Raw genomic sequence first — 17,996 nt, 5'->3', positions numbered from 1 at the left:
CCTGCCATTGCGCCAGCGTTCCAGCGCCATCTCGGCCAGCGCCGTCACCAGGAAGCTGCAATGCAGTTCCTGCCGCTCCCACCATTCCAGCAGCAGCAGCGGATCGCCCGCCGCAGCGGCCGGGGCCAGCGCCAGTGTGGCGCCCATGCACAGCGGCGGCCAGACTTCCCAGGTGCAGGCGTCGAAGGCGATGCCCGCTGTGCTGGACGACCGCTCGCCCAAGGCCAGCGGGAAGCGCTCGCAATGCCAGCCGGTCAGGTTGGCCAGATTGCGGTGTTCCACCATCACGCCTTTCGGCCGGCCGGTCGAACCCGAAGTGTAGATCACATAGGCCAGATGCGTGGCGTCCAGACCTGCCGGCGCGGGATTGTCGGTGGACTTGGCCTGCCATGCCGGCGCGGGATCGTCCAGTTCCAGCACGGTCGCCGTCATCAGCGCGCGGCTGGCCGGCAGCAATTCCTGCAGCGAGGACTGGGTCAGCACCACGCGCGGCCGGCTGTCGTCGAGCATGAAGGCCAGCCGCTCGGACGGATACTGCGGATCGAGCGGCACATACGCGCCACCCGCCTTCAGCGTGGCCAGCATGCCCAGTACCAGCGGCGCACCGCGTTCGAGCACCAGCGCCACCCGCGTGTCGGCTTTCACGCCGAGGCCGATCAAATGATGCGCCAGACGGTTGGCGCCCTCGTTGAGCCGCTGGTAGCTCCAGCTTTCGCCTTCCGTTTCGAGCGCCACCGCATCCGGCGTCCGTGCCGCGCGCTGCTCGAACTGGCGGTGCGCGAACTGCTCCGGGTAGCTGCGCTGGGTGGCGTTCCATTGCACCAGCGATTGCCGTTCTTCTTCGGCGATCACGCTCATGCGCCAGGCTGGCGTATCGGGAGCGCGCTCCAGCGCATCCGCCAACTGATCCAATGCGCGCAACATATAGCCGCAGACGCGATTCGCATCGACCGGCAGCGTGATCAGGGAACTCAGTTTGAAGTCCTGTTCCAGATCGTCCACCCTCAAGCTGAAGGGATAGTTGCTCAATTCCCGGATCGGCAGCATGCGGACGCCGTCGCCCCACTCTTTCCCTTCCCCGGCCTGAACGGCCGCCGCGCTATGGCGATAATTCAGCAAGGAGGAGAATGGCGGCACGCCCTTGGCCAGACCAGTGCAACGCTGCGCCAGGCTGAGTGGCGCATCTTCATGCCATACCAATTGCGCCAGCGCGGCGTGGATGGCGCGCACGTCCTGCGCCACACCGCCTTCGCCGAAACGGATGCGCACCGGCAGCGTATTGACGAACAGGCCCATGGTGCGCTCCGCATCCACACCGCCATGCATGCGGCCGAACAGCACGGTGCCAAAGACCACGTCGTCGCGGCCGGAACACTGGGCCAGCACCCGTGCCCATGCCCAGTGGAACAGGCTGGCGACACCGACGCCTTGCTCGCTGGCCTGACGCCGCAGGCGTTGCGACAACGATTTTCCGGTATGCCGCTCTGCCTCGCGGATAGCGCTGCCGTCGCCACGCACATCGAGCAGGCCGAAAGGCGCCGTCGGCTCGTCGACATCGCCCAATATGCCGCGGAAGAAGGCTTCATGTTCCTGCATCCGGCCTGGCTGGCGCGTGCGCGCCACGAAATGGCGGAAAGGTATCGCCTCGGGCAAGTCTTGCCCACGCCCAGCCTGGATCGCCGCCACTTCCTGGAACAGCAGCGACAGCGCGGCATGGTCCACCACCATATGATGCAGCAGCAGTTGCAGCAGCCAGCGCCCTGCAACAGGATCGAAAGCCGCGCAGCCGCGCATCAGCGGGGCCTGCCGCACATCAAGGCGCACGCGGCGTGGATCACTGTGTTTGTCCAGTTCAGCCAACGTATCTTCGCCCGACAATTCCGGGAAAAGGATTTCAACCCTGGCCTCGCGCCACACCACCTGCACCGGTTCGGCCAAACCTTCCCACAGGACGGCGGTACGCAGCGCATCATGCCGCGCCACGGTCCGCTGCAGAGCTGCGATGAAACCGTCCAGCCGCGCGCGCGTGTCGAAAATCCAGGTATTCACCAGCAGATAAGGGTCGCCTTGCGCCTGCAGCAGGTGATGGAACAATATGCCTTCCTGCAAGGGCGCCAGCGGATAGATATCCTGAATATTGGCGGCGCCACCCGGAACAGTGGCGACAATGCGCGCGATCTGCGCTTCGTCGAGCCGCAGCAGCGGCAGCATCTGCGGCGTGATCGTCACGCAGCCTAGGGGAATCGTGTACGAGACGGCCGGCGCTGCAATAGCCGGCGGTCCGCCCTCGTCCACCGCGCGCGCCAGGGCCGCCAGTGTAGGATGCGAGAACAGCACGCGGCTGTCCACATGCAATTGTTCATGCCGCATGCGTTCAACCAGATGCAACGCCAGCAAGGAGTGTCCGCCCAGTTCGAAGAAGTGATCCTGCCGGCCCACCCTTTCCAGCTGCAGCAGTTCGGTCCAGATACGCGCCAGCGCCGTCTCGGTCACACCTTGCGGCGCTTCGTAGCCGCGCCGCGCGTAGGCTGCGTCCTCCGGCGCGGGCAAGGCCCGCTTGTCGATCTTGCCATTCAACGTCAGCGGCAATGCGTCCAGGTGCATATAGGCCGCCGGCACCATATAGTCGGGCAGCTGGCGCGACAAGGCTTCACGCAAGCGCTGCGAATCGACCTCTCCGCCGGAAGCCACCAGATACGCCACCAGGCGCCGGTCGCCCGGACGGTCCTCGCGCACCAGCACCACCGCCTCGCGCACGCCGGGCTGGCGCAGCAGCTGGCTCTCGATCTCGCCCAGTTCAATGCGCAGGCCACGCAGCTTCACCTGCTGATCGTTTCGGCCCAGGAATTCAATGCTGCCATCGGCCAGCCAGCGTCCCAGGTCACCGGTCCTGTACATGCGCGCATCCGCCGTCCCGGCAAAGTGATCGGGCAGGAAGCGTTCGCGCGTCAGTGTTTCCTGATTCAGATAGCCGCGCGCCACCCCGGCCCCGCCGACGAAAATCTCGCCTGGCGCGCCGGGGGGCGCCAGCTGTCCGAAGCGGTCCAGAATATATATGGCGGTATTGGCCAGCGGCCGGCCTATATGCTTGACCTTGTCTTGCGGCAGGCTGCGGCCGGAGGTCACCAGAATCGTGGCCTCGGTCGGGCCGTAGTTGTTGATGACATCAAAAGGCAGGTCCGCATCCGGCGCCATTTTTTGCTGTTCGCCGCCGATCAGCAAGGTGCGCAGGCTGCGCTGAATGCGGCTCTCGCCATGCCGCATGCGCTCCAGCGCCATCTCGGCCAGGGCCGTGGTCAGGAAGCTCGTTTGCAGGTCCTGCTGCTGCCACCACTCAAGCAGGCGCAATGCGTCGCCTGCGGTATCGGCCGGCGCCAGCACCAGCGTCGCGCCCATGCACAGCGGCGGCCATACCTCCCAGCTGCTGGCATCGAAAGCCACGCCCGACAAGGCGGACGAACGCTCTCCCGGCACCAAAGGCAGGTGCTCGCAATGCCAGCTGACGACATTTGTCAGCCCGCGATGCTCTATCTGCGCGCCTTTCGGCATGCCGGTCGACCCGGACGTATACAGCACGTACGCCAGATGCCCGGGCTGCAAGCCGACCTCGCCGCGTGCCGGATTGGTCACGGACTGCTCACGCCAGGGCGCATACGGGTCGGCCAGATCGAGCACCGGCCGCTCCTTCAGCAACGGCCGCAGATGCGGCTGGGTCAGCACCAGGAGCGGAGCGGCATCCGCCAGCATATGGTCGATACGCTCCTGGGGCCATGCAGGATCGAGCGGCGTATAGGCGGCGCCCGCCTTCAGCACCGCCAACATGGCGACCACCATCTCAAGGCTGCGCTCCAGGAACAAGGCAACCAGCGCGTCGGGGCGCGCGCCTTGCTTTCGCAAGTGATGGGCCAGACGATTGGCCTCTTCGTTCAGGGCGCGATAGCTCAGGCACTGCCCGCCATATTCAACGGCGATGGCGTCTGGCGTCCACTTTGCCTGGTGTTCGAACAACTCATGCACGCCAAGGTGCAGGGGATAGTTGCGGCGCTCGCCATTCCAGGCCGACAGCAGCCGCTGTCTTTCCGCCGTCTCCATCAGGGGCAGCGCAGCCAACGCGATCTGATCCTGCCCGGCAGCCGCCCGCGCCAGAATCCCCAGCCGGCGGCGCAGCGCGTCCGCTTCAGCGGCCGGGATGCGGCGGCTATCCCAGTGGAAGGCAAGGCGCATGCCGCTTGTGGCCTCATCTTCCGTCTCGCCATATAGCGCCATGACAAGTGGCGCCTGCTCCGGCAGCATCTGCGTCATAGCGGGCGCGCTACCGGCGGCGGCGTAGGCCTCCGTCATCAGCACGGCGTCGTAAAGAGCGCCTTCGCGGCCCTGCCCGCGCAATAGCTGCGCCACGGGATAGCGCGCATGTGCGGCGCACAGCTGCAGCTCATCGCGGACACGCAGCATATTTCGCGCCGTATCGCTCTCCCAGGCCAGTTGCGCGGTGAGCGGCAACACCGCGCGTATGCGCCGTGCCGCTTCACTCTCAACATCCCCCCAGGCATCCGCGATGCCGAGCCGGATCTCGCCGTCGCAAGTACAGCAGCGCGCCAGACAGGCAGCGACTACCGTCAGCCAGAAATCACGCACCGTGCATTGCTGTTCTCGCGCCAGCACACGGATGCGCCGTGCAAGTCCGGCGTCGATTTCCCAGGACTGCGATGGAGCGGCGGCGATGTCGTCGTCCGCCAGCTTCTTGTCGAAAAGGGACGCCGCCGGTTCCGGCAAGCGCCGACGCCAGAACGCTTCATCGCCTTCGCGAGCGGCCGGCGCAGGGTACTCCTGCTCAGAGAGGGAGACGATCGTTGCCGGGGAAGGATCTTGCCCAGCTTTTCCGTAGATACCAGTCATTTAACTCCTCCAAAAGCGAATGCTGAATGCTGCCCGGAGACGCCTGGGTCAGGAATGCATCCTGGCGCCGGCGTTTATGTCTATAAATGCGGGAAAATTGCTACAAGAAAAACAACTGAGAATCCCATAAAGACCAGGGATGTGAAATCGCAATATGTCTGCCGGCGATCAATTAACTTGCATAATAATTGTTTTCACCGGCATGCATACCACTTTCCAATACATGCACTTTGAAATTTTCCAATTAGCAATCAATCAATGTTTTCATTTCTAACGAGCGCAAGCGTAAAACAAAACCGATGGCTTGTCATTTGTTTTTTTAAAAATTTGAATTGATGCGTGATTAAAAAAATTCAATGTGAATTGATAGAATACAAATAAAATTTCCTAGCAATAAAATACCAAGCGATATCATCCAGGACAAATCCATGCCCTTCAAACCGTGCGCTCATCTGACAGGAAAAGTGATATGTACAGCATCGTCGCGCCGATGGCAAAACCTGCTTAAATTGAGAGATTTATTATCGTAGTCACCGCCACCCATTTAATATAAATAGTCACTCAAAATAGCCAAGGGAAATTAACATCTTTCCAAATGAGATGACTCAAACGCTGCCTCTGCATTTTCGCCTCGCTAAATGCCGAGATAATATACGGACAAAATTAGGGCATAAAAAAAACCCGGAATATTTCCGGGGTTTTCAGCCGGGTTTAGACCCAGCAAGCATGCTCTGGATTTCTTGCGCTTTACACGATGACGTCATCGTCCGCCTGGCCGTCGACGCGCGGTGCCTGGCCGCGCAGCACAGAATTGCCGTTGTTGTAGAGCACCCGCTGGTCGACCGGCACCGGTTCCTGCCAGTGCGCGGCGGCCATCTCGCCGTTCAGGCCATACACCGCCAGCGCATTGGCGTACACCACCTGGTGGATCACATCGGCCGGCAGGCCGCGCCTGGCCATCAGGCGCGCCGACTTGGCCACCGCCAGCGGATCGGAAACACCCCAGTCGCAGGCGGAATCGACAATGATGCGTTCCGGACCATGGCGCGCCACGATCTCGCTCAAGCGCTCATTGCCCATCTTGGTCGAGGGGTAGATGGTGAAGGCGCACCAGTAGCCGCGCGCCAGCACCTCGTCCACCGTTTCTTCATTGTTATGATCGATCACGCAGCGCGCCGGGTCGAAGCCGCATTCTTCCAGCACATTCATGGTGCGCGTCGTGCCTTGCTTCTTGTCGCGGTGCGGCGTGTGGATCATGATCGGCAGATCGAATTCCTTGGCCAGCTCGATCTGTGCCCGCAGCGCGCGGTCTTCGGCCGGGGTCTGCTCGTCGTAGCCGATTTCGCCCAGCGCCACCACGCCTTCCTTACCCAGATAGCGCGGCAGCACATCGAGCACGGCATCGGCCAGCGCCGCGTTGTTCGCTTCCTTGGGATTGAGGCCGATGGCGCAGTAATGGCGGATGCCGAACTGCCCCGCGCGATAGCGCTCAAAGCCGGTAATGGTGGAGAAGTAGTCGATAAAGCTGCCAACGCTGGTGCGCAGTTGCCCCAACCAGAAGGCCGGCTCGATCACGGCCACGATGCCGGCACGCGCCATCGCCTCGTAATCGTCGGTGGTGCGGGCGATCATATGGGCGTGCGGATCGATCAGCATGCCGCTGCCGCCCGCGGGCAAGCGCGCCGCCGCATGGCGCGCCTGCGCCATGCGGCCGGCATCGGCCACCAGCTGCGCCAGCATGGATGGGGTCAGCGTGCCGCCGCAACAGGGACATGCCACGCTGCGCTCGCCGAACATTTCCTCGATGGTGGCGGCGTCCGGCGCCGCGACACCGCCATTGCTTGGAATGGGCATGGCGCCTCCTATTCGTTGGTTGTATGGGGACAGCAATCGGACCAGGACAGTTGCGCCGCCCGCGCCTCCAGCCCCTGGCGCCGGCACTCGTCGCGCAGCAGCGTGGCGTCGGCGCCGCCGGCTGCCCGCAAACTCAAGACCACAGCCAGGCGTTCCATTTCCGCGCCGCTTTCCAGCACGCGCAGCATGGCGGCATGGCCCCGGCCATCGGCATGCGGCGCAACGCAGCGCCACAGCTCGGGACTAATCGTCCGTCCTGCCGCCCAGCGTTCATGCGCCAGGTCGAGCAGCATCTGCGCCAGCGCCGGATTGGCGCGCCGCTCCAATCCCTGCACAGGCCATAGCGGGCTGTCGAGAAAGAAGCTCTTCACCACCATTTGGTTCCAGGCCCCCTCATCGAAATGCTCCACCGGGTAAGGGTTGCGATGGGCGATGGCTTCGTACACCGGACGCATGCTGGAGCGCACCGCCTCGCGCGCCCGGTGCTCGATGGCTTCGGCCGCTGGATACAGGGGAAAGCCGCGATACAACGCGATAGCCTCATTGATTTCGGCCGTATCGGCCAGCGCATCGAGACGCTGCGCGAAGTTCGCCTCTTGCCCGCCATAGGCCGCCAGAACGAAGGCGATACGCGCCGCCTGGTCGATGCGCCAGTCGCCCGGCTCCAGACCGGGTCGCAGACGGCCAGCCTGGGCCAGTTCGGACGCGTTCAATTGCAGCGCGTCCCGCCCCAGTCGGCGCGGCGCCTGGCCCAGGGCGCGTGCCAGCACGGCCGCGCCATCTTGGCCCATCAACGCTTCCAGCTGGCCGCCAAACCAGACCAGCGCTGCGTTGGGCAGGCGCGCGCGCAGCCAGCCGTCGAGCATGACGATGGCGGCGCCGCTGCGCTGCCCTGAATCGGTAGCGGTATTCATGATGCTCTCCTCAAGTACCGGGAATCACGCGCTGCAGCAGGCGGGTCGCGCCATACGCTGTCACGCAGGCCGCCAGCAGCGGCAAGGGCGCGCCGGCCGCGGCCAGGATCAGACCGTCGAGCAGGGAGATGGCGGCAATCAGTTGCGCCACCGCTCGTCCCACATCGCCGCGCGCCGCACGGCGGCGCAGCAGGCGCACGGCCAGCACATCGGCTACCAGCAGAACCAGCAGCATTGCGGCGGCGGCCATATCCAGCGCGGCCGGCGCATAGGCCAACGGCGCAATGGCCAGCACGGCCAGCGGCCAAAGCCTCTCCATACGGTCCAGGCTTTCCTGTTTGGCGGCGTACGTCAGGCCCGCCACATGGGCCAGCACGGCCAGGCCGGCCGCCGCCAGCGCCGCGCCGGGCAGCTGCTGCGGCGCGGCGGCCGCCGCCCCAGCCGCCAGATACACCAGCGCGCGGCACACGCCCATCACCAGGGGGCTGGCCGGATTGCCTTTGTGCCAAACGTCATACAGCAGGATGCAGGCCGCCAGCGCGCAGCCGCTCAGAACGGGCGCTGCGCCACACAAGGCTAGGCCAAACAAGCCCAGTGCCAGCAGTGCGAAACCGGTGCAGAACACCGCAGCGGCGCTAATCTCGCCCGCCGGAATCGGGCGGCTGGGACGCTCGCGCGCATCGATGGCGCGGTCGAAGGCATCGTTCAAATACATGCCGGCCAGATAAAAGGCCGAGATGGCGGCCATCACCAGCGCCGTACGCGGCTGGAAGGCCGCCGCGCCGCCACCACCCAGCACCGTCCCGGCCAGCACATTGGTCCAGACCGTGGGCAGATTCGAAACCCGTCCCAGACGCAGATAGACGCCTAGGGCCGGCGCTTTACGGATCAGGGTATTCATGCTCGCAATTCCTCGATAATGAAAGCCAGCTCGCGCGCGATCGCCGCCGCTTTGGACACGGGGCGGAAGGCCGACGGCAACACATCCCAGGTATAAGTCTCGACCTCCAGCAACGGCACGTGCGCCATGGCAGGCAAGGCCGCCAACGCCGCCCGCAACTGCGTCTGGGTGGACCCAAAAGCGCCTCCGGCTGCCAGGAACACCGGCACATGGCAATGGATGCGCCATTCGCCCCGTGCCTGGCCACGCGCGAAAGCGGCTAGCGCTTCGGGCAGGTCGCCGTAATGCTGCAGGCCCTGGCCTTGCACCACGACCTGATGCAGATAGACGCCCTGCTCCAGCCCCGCCAGCGCGGGCAGCAGGTCGGCCCGCATGGCCGGTATGCGCAGGGCGCTGGACAGCTGCATCTTGGGCACGGCGATGCCCGCCGCCGCCAGCCGGGCCAGGGCATAGGCTGGCTCCTCGAAACCGACCGCCGCGTGGCAGACGTCATAGCAGATGCCGAGATGACGGCGGGTCAGCGCCTCGGCCTGCGCCACGCTCACGCCGGCCAGGCCGGCGAGCCGGGTACAGGCTTGCGCGTTCAGCAGATGGCGCTGGAAGAAATCCAGCACGTCGTCGGTGTTTTCCAGCAGGCAGGCAGGTTCCGGCTCCAGCGCCAGGACCACGCGCCGGCCGCTCGATGCTTCCAGGTCGCGCAGCATGATGACAGCCTGCTGCATCTGGCGCGCCATCAGGCCGATGCCGTCGGCATCCAGGCCATGGCGCCAACCGCCAGGGACAGTGGAAATACTGCCCGTTTCGCCGGGCGCCAGCAGGCGCGCCAGAATGCGCGCCGCGCTGGCCGTATAGTCCAGGCGTTCCGCGCTGCGCCAATCGGGCTGATAGACCTTCTCCTTGACGCGCGCGCCATGAAACTGGCCGTAAGGGAAGGCGTTGATGGTGGAAACATAGGCATGCAGGCGGTCCAATTGCGATTGAAAGGCGGACAATGCCTCCTCCGTATCCAACGCCGCCACCGCCTGGGCCGACAGGCGCAAGCCGATGCCGAAGGCCTGGCCCGGCGCCAGCAGCCCGCCTTGCTCCAGCGCGGCGCGCACTGCCGGGATATATTCGTCCAGGCTGGCGCTCACCTCCGGCCAGCTTTCTCCCGCGTGGATATTGCTGCAATAGCACAGCGTCGTCAGGTCCGAACCCACGCTCATGCGCATGCCAGTTCCCCTTCCCGTTCCTGCAGCCAGGCGGCGGCGGAGAGCACCAGGCGCGGGTCCATGGCATGCGCCTCCACCCCTTCGCCAATGGCCGCCAGCAGCGTGACGCTGAGTTCCCCGCCCAAATGCTCGCGGAATTCGTCCAGCCCCGCCAGCACAGCCAGGCCGCCCTGCGCCGTGCGCGCCAGCAGCAGCGGGTGCCACAGGCGGAAGCCCAGTTGCGCCAACAGATGGTGAATGCGCAGCTCCGCGCCCGGCGCCAGCAAGCCGGCCAGCACGGAATACCGCGCGTCGAGCGCGATGCCGACGGCGACCGCTTCACCATGCGACAGCGCATGCCCGCTCAAGCGCTCCAGCTTATGCGCCGCCCAGTGGCCGAAATCGAGCGGCCGCGCCGAGCCGCGCTCGAAGGGGTCGCCGCCCCGGCTGATCTGCCGCATATGCAGTTCGGCGCTGCGCCGGATCAGGGAGGCCAGCGGCGCAGCATGGCCGGCCGCCAGCGCCGGCGCGTCGTCCTCGATATCGCAAAAGAACTGGCGGTCGCGTATCAACGCCACCTTCACCGCTTCGGCCAGGCCGGCGCGCTTCTCGCGCAAGGGCAGCAGATCGATGAAGGCGGCGTCGTTGATCACGCCCCAGGGCGGGCTGAAGGTGCCGACCAGATTCTTCTGGCCGTGCCAGTTCAGCGCATTCTTGACGCCGACCCCGCTGTCGCCCTGGGCCAGCACCGTGCTGGGAAAGCGGATATGGCGCACGCCGCGATGGAAGATGGCGGCGGCATAGCCCACCGCATCGAGCACCGCGCCGCCGCCGATGGCCACTGCATAAGAGTGGCGGTCGATGCGGCGCGCCGCCAGCGCCGCCAGCAGGCTTTCCAGTAGACGCGGATCGTTCTTGCAGACCTCGCCGCCAGGCACGCCCACCACCTCGCCCGCCAGCTCGATGCCGTCGGCATGGGCCGCCGCATACGCCGCGATGCACGCCGGCAGCGCGGGCTGCGCCTGCAGCAACCCGGCGTCGGCAAACACCGCCATGCGGTGCCGCTTCTGCGGTTCGCGCAGGGCCAGCAGACGCCGCAGGTTCGGATTGGCGGGATCGAAAGCGTCGCGCGTGAAGATCAGCGGCAGCACGTATTCGACACTGAAGCCGTGCTGCTGCCACTCCTGCCCATCGGCGGCGTCCGCCGCCTTCAATTGGCCTCCTGCCCGATCCTGGGCTGGACGCGCGTCAGCATGAAGGGCGGCGCCGCAATGCGGTTGGGATGCCCCGCACCGGCCGGATTGCGCGTCACCTGCTGCGCCACCAGCTTCATTTCATACATCAGGCCGAGCGCGTCGTTGAGCTTATTCGGTTCGCCGTGGAAGACGGTGTCCAGGGTTTCCAACAGCCGCATATAACTGCCGTAGAACTGCTGGCCGGCGTAGAAGGCGGCGCTGCCATTCTCGTAGTCGCTCAGCGCGGCGTTCGGCAGCAGGTCGAATACCATGCTCTCCTCCAGCGGCACCGGCTCGCCCGTATACGACCAGCCGGACGGCGCGGACGGGTTCTCGACCAGGCGCTTGTTGTGGAAGATTTCGCCGAACTTGAAGTAATGGGCATAGGCCCCATCGGTACTGTCGATAGGGGTGAAGCCTTCGCCCTCCTGGGCGCCCTCGCCCTGCACCACGATCACGCCGAGGGCCGCCTCGGCCGAGGCCAGGTCGCTCACCTTGCCGTCATAATGCTCGCTGCGCGCGAGCCGGGAGATCGGCGGGAACCAGCGGCTGACATCGACCTGCTCTTCCAGCTTCGGCTCGGCGAACACCGGTGCGCCGCTGTCCACCAGGCGCGCCAGCGCCTCGGCGATGGCCTGGTAAAAGTCGCCGATCGAGGCGTATTCGCCGGGAACGCTGGCCGGTGGCGTGGACACGTCCTCGCCCGGCAGCACGCCGTCGTAGTCCGGCTTCTCGATGGCCATGAAGACCGACTCGGTCTGCTCCGGCGTCAAGGCCTTGAGCGAGACCTGCAGGCCGTCGTTGATATTCAGCGGCAGCGGCCCCGGATAGTACAGTCCCTTGCCGGCCGCCGTGATTTCGGGCCGGCCGCCAATGGCGATCAAGGTATTGCAGACCAGGGTCATATGCAGCATTTCTTCCACCACCACCGACTGCACCAGGGCGCCGGCTTCCCGGTTGGCGTTCTGCTTGAGCGAGAACAGGCCGGTCAGATACACGGGGATGGTAGCCAGTTCCAGCTGGATGGCGCTGGCCAGGGCGCTCTGCACCTGGTCAACGCTCTCGGCGCGCCGCAGCGCCTTAATGTGTTTTTCGCTAATCCGCATCATGGCAGGGTTTTCCTCAATGTTGGATGGTCAGGACTGGATGGGCTCAGGGATTGGGGCCGCGCGATTTGCCCGGCAGGTCGCTCACCGGCGCGGCGCGGCTGTCCTGCGGCCGCAGGGCGGCGCCGCCGCGCGTGGGGCAGCGCTTGCCGAACATATGCAGCAGGGAGGGCGGCCGGCCCTGGCTCTCCAGCACCTGGTCGAAGTAGCGGATCAGCATGGCGCGCTTGGCCGAGGACAGGTCGCGCGTGACCGGCATCTGGTCGGGATCGTTGATGTCCTTGTCGAGCACAAAGCGCATGATGAAGGCGTTGGCGTCGGCCTGGGCCTGTTGCGAAAAGTCGAACAGGCCCTGGCTCATCACCGGATACAGGTTGGCGTACTGCTGGAGGATGGGCTGCACATCGTTCCAGGCCGGATTCGGGCAAGGCGGCACGCTGCTGAACACCAGCACGGCGAACTTGTCGAAATTCTGCTGCAAGGCCGGATCGCTGCCGCTGAAATTATAGGAAATCGTATACAGCTGGCCATCGATGTACTCGCGCGGATGGTCCATCACTTCCGGTCCCTGCAGGCAGACATCGGCGCGGCCCTTGCTGTCGGTGACCGGCAGCGGCGGATGGAATTGGACGGCAAAGGACGGCACGTTATTCACCGGCAGCAGCGCCCTGGGTGTCGTGCCGGGAGGCTGGCTGACCGGCGTGTTGTCCATATCGGTGACCGGCGCCGCCGTCCAGAAATTAATCTGCTGATTGGCCAGCGGCTGGCCGTAGCGCGCCGCATACAGCGTGGTGCCGGCGTGGTTGGTACTGCTATCGTTCGGATCGAGGCGGAAGACGAAATGCTCGGGCCGGATTTCCAGGCCCAGCAGGCTTTCGCGGATCGCCACCACGGATTGCCCATCCTGATTGGGACCGCTGAGCAGGGCAAAGGGCAGCTCGTCCATCACGGCGCGCACATTCTCCGGCAGCGGCACCTGCTGGATGCCGCCCCAATTCCATTGCACGTGGTCGGACTGTGCCAGTTCGGCCAGCGGATAGTAGGCGTCGGCACCGATCAGCGCATCCTGCGCCGTCAGCGGATCTTTGAGCAGGGCTATCTGCATCGGGCCCAGGTGCTTGATCAAATAATGGTCGGCCAGGGGCAAGGCATTGCTCAAGTCCAGGTTCAGCAAGCCTTTCTGGTCCACGGCGGCGCTGAAGCAAGCGATATTCTGGGTGCTGGCAAGGTCGCCGGCCCCATTGCGCGTGGTCGGCATGAAGCGCCGCCCCAGAATGAAGGAACGCGGCTCGTCCGCCAGCACCGGGCCAATCGCCCCGATCAACTTACCGTAGCAGAATTCGTTCTCGCCATAGCTGGTATTGAAGCCATAGGTCGTGAGGCGGATCGACAGCAGGCCGTCTTCGCTGGCTGCGCGCAGCTGTTCGAAGAAGGGGCTGTCGAAGCCCTCCAGATTCCATTCGAGATGGGTGAGCACCGACTGGAACATGGCCGAGGCGCCCGAATCGCCAGAGGCGCTGCTGCGGCCAAACCACAGGTCGCGGAAGGGATTGGCTTCATATTCGGCGCGCAGCACCACCTGGCCTGTCGGCGCCACCAGGGTGACGCCCAAGCCGTACAGATTGGAAGCCAGCTGCCAGTCCGGATCGACGTCGACGATCTTGGCCGAAGCGCGTTCGGTGGCATTCCCGACCAGCAGCTTCATGGCCGGATCCTGATTGGACGGAATCATGCCATCCTTGTCGAACAGGGTGCGCACGGCGGTCTCGCGGAAGCGGAAAATGCCGGTGCCGACGGGATTCCACCAACCATTGGCCTGCTGGCTTTCCTGCAAATCCTGGAAATACGGCTCGAAGGTGACGTTGTCGAAATGGCGGGGATCGTTATTGACGGTGGATACATCTGCCTGGAAGTAGCCGGAAAAAGTCATCCGGGGTAGCTGCAAATAGCTCATGGGGTCTCCCTTGGTCAAGGATCGTGGGTCTGTACACTCAGGTCTGCATGTATTCGAAACTGGGTCCAACGTTCTGCGCGCTGCCCGGCGCGACAGGGGTTTGCACCAAGGCCACGGCCTCGATGCGCAAGCTGTACATCAGGCCAATGGCGGCGTCGAGCCGCCCGGGCTGGCCGTTGAAGCAGGTATGCAGTGCGTTCAGCAAGCTGTTGTAGCTGTAGATGAATTGCGCCAGCCGCGTGTGCGCCTGGGTGCCGGGCGTGAACTGGGCCAGCTTGCAGTTCGGCCGCAGCGGGTAGACGCCGTTGTCGTCGAAGGGGATGGGCGCGCCGGCATAGGCATAGCCGTCCGGCGTTTTCACCAGGGCGCGGCCGGCGTGGATTTCGCCGAAGCGGTAGAAGTGGGCCAGCACGTCCGGACTTTCGTAAGGCGAGCTGCTGCTGCCCTCCCCCTGCAGCACGATGATGTCGATGGCGCGCACCGCGCTGTCGGCGCCCGTGATGGGGAACAGCTGGTCGGGCGGGAACCAATTGCCTTCTACCACCTGGCGCGGCAGCGAGGACGGCTCGAAGATGCCGTCGCCCAGTTCCACAATCTTGGCCTGCAGCGCGCGGTAGAAAGCGCCGATGGTTTCGTACTCGGGTTCGATCTCCGCTTTTTCGTTTACCGGGATCGGCACCTCCGGCTCTTCGATCTGCATGAAGACCTGCTTGACCAGGTCGCGCGAAAACGCTTCGATGCCGACCGTGAAATCGGGACCGCCGATATGCATGGGCAGCGGGCCCGGATACGCGGGCACGAAGCCGGGCCGGTTGATCTGCGGCTGCCCGCCAATGGCGATCAGGATATTGCTGGCGATGCACATATGCAGCATCTCCTGCATGGTGATGCCGCGGATCAGGCCAGCAATGGCCTCGTTCTTACCCGCCACCAGGGAGGCCGTCGCCGTGAAATACGGCGGAATGGTGGAGTGTTCCAGCTCGATGGCGTTTTGCAGCGGGCCAAACAAGTCCTGGGCCGCGCGCGCCTGGCGCACGGCACGCACATAGTTGCGGTGTAGCCGTATCATGGTTTTCCTCCCTGGCGCGCCTGGTAAGCCTGATAAGCCATGAAGACGGCGGTCTTGCCCGCCGTTTGCAGCGGGTCGAGCGCCAGCGCCGGCCGTGCTTCCGCCTCGGCGGGCGACGCAGCCTTCGGCGCGGCCGCCTTGCCTTTCAGCGGCTTGCCGTCCGCGCCCGGCAGGCGCAGCCAGCGCAGGATCATGGCGCGCTTGGCATCGGACAGGTCGCGCGTGACCGGCATATGATTCGGATCGCTTTGCGGCAGCGAGAACGCCAGGTCGAGGATGCGCACATGGGCCGCCACCGAATCGTAGTCGGCCAGATCGATCAGGTGGCGGCTCATGATCGGATACAGATTGGCGTACTGCTGCAGAATGGGCTGGATATCCGGATACCAGGCCGGCACCGCCGGCGCCGCCACGCGGTCATAGGCCAACAGGCTGATGAAGTTCCAGATATTCTGCGGGCTGTCCTTGGGCTGGGCCGGCATCTGCCAGCCGATGCCATACAACTGGCCATCGATATAGCCGCGCGGATTGCCGGGACCGGCCGCCGGCGCATGAATGCGCAACTGGGCGCGGCCGTTGGCGTCGGTGTTCAGCTGCTCGGGATAATCGAGTTTGCCGGTATTGATGGTGGGCGGTTGTGAACTCGCCATCAGGCCAAGCTGGGTGCCGAACACCAGCGTGGTGGCCAGCGGCTGGCCATAGCGCGTGGCGTACATTTCGGCGGCCACGGTTTCATCCGGGTTCAGGCGGTAGACGATGCTGTCGGCGCGCGCATACAGGCCGCCGAAGGATTCCTGCACCAGCACCTGGTAGCTCGATGGCGCCTCGCCGCTGCCGGCCGCAGGGGTCAGCAGCAGCAAGGGGCGCTGGCCGATGTTCTGCGCGATCCAGGGATCAAGCTGGCTATAGTCGAAGTCCTCGATGCCGGCGGTGCGCGCATACCAGTCCTGCTGCGCGCGCGCATTGCCGTTCTGGTAGCCCACCTCGCCCAGGATCGCGACCGAGGCCGCGCTCACCGTGTCCAGCGGTCCCTCGGGATTGCCGCGGTCCAGCGCCAGCAGCAGGCGGCCCAGATTCTGGAAGCCGCCGTCGGCCCCTTCGATGGGCAGGCAGTTGCCGAAATCGGCGCTGATGCGCCGCCGCTGTTCCTGCACCAGGCAGGTGAAGAAGGACACGCCATGCGCCGGCGTCATGGCGTTGCTGAAGGCCGGAATCATCTGCCGCCCTGGCACGAAGTGCTTGGGACTGCCCTGGCGCCAGGGACCGATGCTGCCCACCACATGGCCCAGGGTATAGCGCGGAATGCTGGGATCGCGCCCATAGCCGTACAGATTCATATTGATCGACAGCCAGCCCTGCTCCGAAGCCGCATGCAGGGCCGCCAGCAGCGGCGAACCGTGGTCGCATTTCCACGCCACCTGGCTCAGAACCGACTGGTAGATGGCGGCCAGGGTCTGGTCGTGGAAGGCGCTTTCATGCTGCTGCCGCTTCCACAAATTGATGAAGGCGGCCGGCTCGTAATCGCCAACGAAGAGATTGGCGCCGGCGCCGTCGCTCAGGCGCAATTGCATGCCCCAGATGGCCGACACCATCTGCTGCTGCGGATCGAGGTCGACCAGCTTGCCGTACACGCGTTCGCGCGCATTTTCCAGCAACATGCCAATGGCGGGATCGTCCTGCGCGGAGCTGAGCAGCTTGCCGTTCAATACGCCGCCCGTGATCTGGCAATCGATCAGGCGGAAGTTGCCGGTGCCTTCGGGGTTCCAGCTATCCTTGCTCAGCTTCTGCTTCTCCGGCGTGAAGGTGGCGTTGTTGTAGTTGGTGACGTCGTTGTTGATGGTGGAAACGTCGGCCTGGAACATGCCCGAGAAATTCAGGCGCGGCTGGTCGAGATAACTCATTTAGCGCCCTCCCCCGGCTTGCCCAATTTATTCCATTGGGAGCCAGGCCTCGGCGCGGCGCGCAAGCTCGGTTCCGTCTCGCGTTCCGGGCAGTCGCCGGTGAACAGGCAGCACCATTCGGGACGCGGCGTGCACATCTCCGGCACCTGCGCCCAGGTCTTGGCGGGATCAGGCTTCTGCATGCGGAAGTTGCGGTAGTTCTGGCTGACGATAGGCGCATCGGGCGGCGAGCCGGGGTCGCCGGAGAAGAAGAACGATTGCGGATGACGGTAAGGCGGCGCCGAGGGATCGTAGCTGTCCGGCTTTGCCGTTTTCTCGAAGGCGTAGCCGAACAGTGGGCCGCCCATATACTGGGCATAAGCCTGGATGGTGCCGCCCAGATGCAGGCTGCGCGCCGGATCGTATGGCAGGTGCTTGATGAAATCGCGCCGCGGCGGATGGTTCATCAGCGAGAACTGGCAGCAGGCCGGCGTGCCGGGCGGACGGTCGGAATAGCGCAGGAAGTAGGCCTTGTTTCCGAGCGAGACGAAGGAGCAGCTGAAATCGTTCTTGATCGGGAAGATCGGCAGGCAGCGCTTATCGTAGTACTCCATCATGGCGCCACGGCCGTCGCCATCGGCCGGAACGTAGCTGTCGTCGTAATAGCTGGCGCCGTAGGACACTTCGTAATCGTCGGGTTTCAGGCCGGTGGGCGGCGAGCTGTAAGGCGGCGGGAATTTATCCTCGTTGCGGAAGACCCGGTACATGGTCCATTCGCTGGTCCACCACTGCGGGAAGGCGGGATCGGTGGGATCGGTGGGTTTGCGCGGCGCGATGCAGTTGTTCGGTGGGCCGCAGTCCTTATTATTATGCACGCCGCCTGTGTTGTAGTAGTGGCGCTCGGCCGCATCGTCGCGCGGACCCGGTGGTGGATATCCCGAGGAAGTGCAAGCCGCCAGCAAGGCGGCGGTCAAGCCCAGCAAGGGTTTCACCGGAC

11 protein-coding genes are annotated in these 17,996 nt (G+C 64.8%); all 11 read right to left on the bottom strand.

All coding sequences use genetic code 11. The annotated features are described in order from the left end of the window. Positions 1-4,896: non-ribosomal peptide synthetase (locus tag FHS03_RS24520; RefSeq protein ID WP_183443532.1), on the bottom strand; the 4,896-nt coding region annotated here is incomplete at its 3' end. A gap of 747 nt (positions 4,897-5,643) precedes the next feature. Continuing rightward, positions 5,644-6,750 carry a TatD family hydrolase gene (locus tag FHS03_RS24515; protein ID WP_229426396.1) on the bottom strand — a complete coding sequence of 369 codons (1,107 nt, stop codon included), beginning with the start codon at positions 6,748-6,750 and terminating at the stop codon, positions 5,644-5,646. A gap of 8 nt (positions 6,751-6,758) precedes the next feature. After that, entirely contained in the window at positions 6,759-7,664 is a 906-nt protein-coding gene (locus FHS03_RS24510; protein WP_183443531.1) for an EboA domain-containing protein, read from the bottom strand. A 10-nt stretch (positions 7,665-7,674) separates the two neighbouring features. Beyond that, positions 7,675-8,565, bottom strand: a complete 891-nt coding sequence (locus FHS03_RS24505) for a UbiA family prenyltransferase (RefSeq protein WP_183443530.1) — start codon at positions 8,563-8,565, stop codon at positions 7,675-7,677. Further along, positions 8,562-9,776 (bottom strand): metabolite traffic protein EboE, encoded by a 1,215-nt coding sequence (gene eboE / locus FHS03_RS24500; protein WP_183443529.1) that lies wholly within the window; start codon positions 9,774-9,776, stop codon positions 8,562-8,564. The genes FHS03_RS24505 and eboE overlap by 4 nt, the downstream gene beginning before the upstream one ends. Then, positions 9,767-10,969 (bottom strand): 3-dehydroquinate synthase, encoded by a 1,203-nt coding sequence (locus FHS03_RS24495; protein ID WP_183443528.1) that lies wholly within the window; start codon positions 10,967-10,969, stop codon positions 9,767-9,769. Before FHS03_RS24495 ends, eboE begins: the two co-directional genes overlap by 10 nt. Continuing rightward, positions 10,966-12,099: a ferritin-like domain-containing protein gene (locus tag FHS03_RS24490; protein ID WP_183443527.1), complete on the bottom strand. Its 1,134-nt coding sequence runs from the start codon at positions 12,097-12,099 to the stop codon at positions 10,966-10,968. The genes FHS03_RS24495 and FHS03_RS24490 overlap by 4 nt, the downstream gene beginning before the upstream one ends. Positions 12,100-12,142: 43 nt before the next feature. Next, positions 12,143-14,050: a hypothetical protein gene (locus tag FHS03_RS24485; protein ID WP_183443526.1), complete on the bottom strand. Its 1,908-nt coding sequence runs from the start codon at positions 14,048-14,050 to the stop codon at positions 12,143-12,145. A gap of 37 nt (positions 14,051-14,087) precedes the next feature. Beyond that, positions 14,088-15,119 carry a ferritin-like domain-containing protein gene (locus FHS03_RS24480; protein WP_183443525.1) on the bottom strand — a complete coding sequence of 344 codons (1,032 nt, stop codon included), beginning with the start codon at positions 15,117-15,119 and terminating at the stop codon, positions 14,088-14,090. After that, positions 15,116-17,020: a hypothetical protein gene (locus tag FHS03_RS24475; RefSeq protein ID WP_183443524.1), complete on the bottom strand. Its 1,905-nt coding sequence runs from the start codon at positions 17,018-17,020 to the stop codon at positions 15,116-15,118. The genes FHS03_RS24480 and FHS03_RS24475 overlap by 4 nt, the downstream gene beginning before the upstream one ends. After that, complete coding sequence (locus FHS03_RS24470; RefSeq protein ID WP_183443523.1) at positions 17,017-17,991, bottom strand: hypothetical protein; 975 nt, start codon at positions 17,989-17,991, stop codon at positions 17,017-17,019. The genes FHS03_RS24475 and FHS03_RS24470 overlap by 4 nt, the downstream gene beginning before the upstream one ends. Positions 17,992-17,996: the final 5 nt, after the last annotated feature.

Source organism: Pseudoduganella violacea, from assembly GCF_014191875.1.
Classification (GTDB): Bacteria; Pseudomonadota; Gammaproteobacteria; order Burkholderiales; family Burkholderiaceae_D; genus Rugamonas; species Rugamonas violacea_A.
This window is presented reverse-complemented; position numbering and strand designations above follow the sequence as displayed.

Coding starts and splice junctions, on each gene's coding strand:
- FHS03_RS24480 (WP_183443525.1), bottom strand. CDS start 15,119: ATGATACGGCTACACCGCAACTATGTGCGTGCCGTGCGCCAGGCGCGC.
- FHS03_RS24515 (WP_229426396.1), bottom strand. CDS start 6,750: ATGCCCATTCCAAGCAATGGCGGTGTCGCGGCGCCGGACGCCGCCACC.
- FHS03_RS24485 (WP_183443526.1), bottom strand. CDS start 14,050: ATGAGCTATTTGCAGCTACCCCGGATGACTTTTTCCGGCTACTTCCAG.
- FHS03_RS24505 (WP_183443530.1), bottom strand. CDS start 8,565: ATGAATACCCTGATCCGTAAAGCGCCGGCCCTAGGCGTCTATCTGCGT.
- eboE (WP_183443529.1), bottom strand. CDS start 9,776: ATGCGCATGAGCGTGGGTTCGGACCTGACGACGCTGTGCTATTGCAGC.
- FHS03_RS24475 (WP_183443524.1), bottom strand. CDS start 17,020: ATGAGTTATCTCGACCAGCCGCGCCTGAATTTCTCGGGCATGTTCCAG.
- FHS03_RS24510 (WP_183443531.1), bottom strand. CDS start 7,664: ATGAATACCGCTACCGATTCAGGGCAGCGCAGCGGCGCCGCCATCGTC.
- FHS03_RS24490 (WP_183443527.1), bottom strand. CDS start 12,099: ATGATGCGGATTAGCGAAAAACACATTAAGGCGCTGCGGCGCGCCGAG.